The sequence below is a fragment of the Symplocastrum torsivum genome, assembly GCF_059505465.1.
The window spans coordinates 1-2457 of record NZ_JCACKQ010000008.1 but is presented as its reverse complement, the minus strand read 5'-3'; the positions used below and the strand labels follow the sequence as shown (position 1 = coordinate 2457).

The 2457-nt window shown below is 45.3% G+C and carries 2 protein-coding genes and 1 pseudogene; 1 reads left to right on the top strand and 2 read right to left on the bottom strand.

Annotation, left to right across the window (positions count from 1 at the left end; genetic code table 11):
* Positions 1-239: 239 nt before the first annotated feature.
* Complete coding sequence (locus AC5JL3_RS02290) at positions 240-1403, top strand: pyridoxal phosphate-dependent aminotransferase (protein WP_496072949.1); 1164 nt, start codon at positions 240-242, stop codon at positions 1401-1403.
* Between the two features lie 99 nt (positions 1404-1502).
* Here AC5JL3_RS02290 and AC5JL3_RS02285 read toward each other — a convergent pair.
* Together AC5JL3_RS02285 and AC5JL3_RS02280 are read right to left on the bottom strand one after the other, a co-directional pair.
* Positions 1503-1790 (bottom strand): annotated as a pseudogene (locus tag AC5JL3_RS02285) (ISL3 family transposase); the annotation flags it as partial.
* Positions 1791-1855: 65 nt separating this feature from the next.
* Positions 1856-2457, bottom strand: a 602-nt coding sequence (locus tag AC5JL3_RS02280) for an IS66 family transposase (protein WP_496072948.1), incomplete at its 5' end; no start/stop codon positions are given.

Below are 2457 nucleotides of genomic sequence, written 5' to 3'. Positions count from 1 at the left end.
ATGGCTTCGAGCACCTTAATTCAAGAGCTACTCAGATGTCAAATGGGTTCTATAGCGTCTAGGGAAGAAAATTTTCTTTTATCCTATTGCTTGTAGCCGAGAAACCCATCTGCTTAGGAAAAAAGTAAAAAAAACGCCAATTAAGAGCGTGATTACAAGTTAGTCTGGGAGACTAGAGGGATTGCGTTACGCGCACGCCCTTGCACTTTCTCCCTTTTTTTCTTTCCGGTGTAGTAAGCATGAAGCTGGCAGCACGAGTTAGTCAAGTCTCTCCCTCCCTTACCCTAGCGATTACTGCCAAGGCGCTAGCCATGAAGGCAGAAGGAATAGATATTTGTAGTTTCAGCGCTGGTGAACCCGATTTTGCCACCCCAGTACATATAAAAACCGCTGCCCAAAAAGCGCTGGATGAAGGCAAGACGAAGTATGGACCGGCTGCTGGGGAACCAAAGTTACGAGATGCGATCGCGCGTAAGCTTAGAGAGGAAAATGGTCTTTGTTATGCGGCAGAGAATGTCATTGTCACCAACGGCGGTAAGCATTCTCTGTATCAGCTAATGATGGTGTTGATTGAACCTGGGGATGAAGTAATTATTCCCGCCCCCTACTGGCTTTCGTATCCAGAAATGGTGAAGCTTGCTGGTGGCACACCTGTAATTGTTCCGACAGATGCCTCTACGGGTTACAAAATCACGCCAGAGCAACTACGCGCCTCAATCACTCCTAAAACAAAGCTATTTGTCCTCAATTCTCCCTCTAATCCGACTGGGATGGTCTATACACCAGCAGAGGTGAAAGCACTGGCAGCGGTTGTGGTTGAAGCCGATATTTTGGTTGTTTCTGACGAAATTTACGAGAAGATTCTCTACGACGATGCAGAACACCTCAGCATTGGTGCTGTCGGACCAGAAATCTTTGACCGCACGATTATTAGCAACGGATTTGCGAAAGCCTTCTCAATGACTGGCTGGCGTTTGGGCTATCTCGCTGGCTCAGTTGAATTGATTAAGGCGATGATAACCCTTCAAGGACACAGTACCTCAAATGTCTGTACCTTTGCTCAGTATGGTGCGATCACAGCATTGAACGATTCCCAAGATTGTGTAGAAGAAATGCGTCTCGCTTTTGCTGAACGACGGCAGGTGATGTTAGAGCGTCTTAATGCCATTCCTGGATTGAGTTGTGCTAAGCCGGATGGTGCGTTCTATATGTTTCCTAACATTAGTCAAACCGGGCTGAAATCTTTGAAGTTCTGCGACGGCTTACTGGAATCTCAGCGAGTTGCTGTAATTCCTGGTCTTGCTTTTGGCGCTGATGAGTGTATCCGCCTTTCCTACGCTACAGATATGGCATCAATTGAAACGGGAATGGATCGATTAGAGAAATTTGTGAGATCGCTCTGATCAGTTAAAAATAAAATCATGATTCAAGCGAATTTTTCGCTGGGGCAATCAATGAGTGAACTACAGACAAAACGGCTCTTCAGTAACTAGTATGCTAAACTAACAATTAAAATGCCAATTAAGCAAACATCTAACTCGGAAGTTTTCAAAATTTCTAAACCCGTAGGCAGAGCGTTTAATCAACTTAAGTTTATTGTTGATACCTTCGACAACACCACTCGTAATCCTATGATCGAAGTAAGCAATAATCTCATCCAGCCAACGAATGATAGTGTTCTGACTATCGGGAAAATATTTTTTGGCTTCTGATAGCCATATTCCCAGTTTAAATAAACCAACTAACCAATGATTATCCTGCTCGAAAATCTGTCTGATTTTTTCTTTTAATGTAACTGCTCACAGCAAAAACCAGGGCTTGTTGAGAACTAGGTAACTCAAAAGCCCAGTGAAGTTTAAGTAGTCGGCAAACCAGGGGGACTTCGACCAGCCAAAGACAGCAGTTCACATAGTTGAGAGATCGCATCCCCACCTTGCAAACGCACTGTTTCCAAGAAGCTGAACATTTGAGCAACTAATTGCGCTCCCCAATCGCTTCTGGCTGTGCCACTGACCTTGCGATGCACAACAATGGGACGTAAAGCCCTCTGAGCATCATTGTTATCAGGTTTGACTTCCGGGTAGCTCAAGAAAGTGAACCACTCATCCCTATGACGCTTAATGCGGTTGGCTAATCTTTGAGCATCCGTTGGCCATCCCCTAACCATGGGCTTGTCCAAAACGGCTTGCAGTTGGGATTCCAAGTCAGTGCGGCTGCTTGCGATCGCATCCCGGCTTAACTTGCCTGCATGATAATCTCGATACACAGAACGCGCCAGTCCTAAAATTTGACTAACGGCAACAGCGAATTCCCGATTGCCGGCAAACCGACTGCTTAGGAGCGCTTCTAAGTCTCGTTCCAAGTGAGCCAGACATTTCTGTTTGAGTTTTGCCGATTGAGGATTATAGAACCCATTTGACATCTGAGTAGCTCTTGAATTAAGGTGCTCGAAGCCAT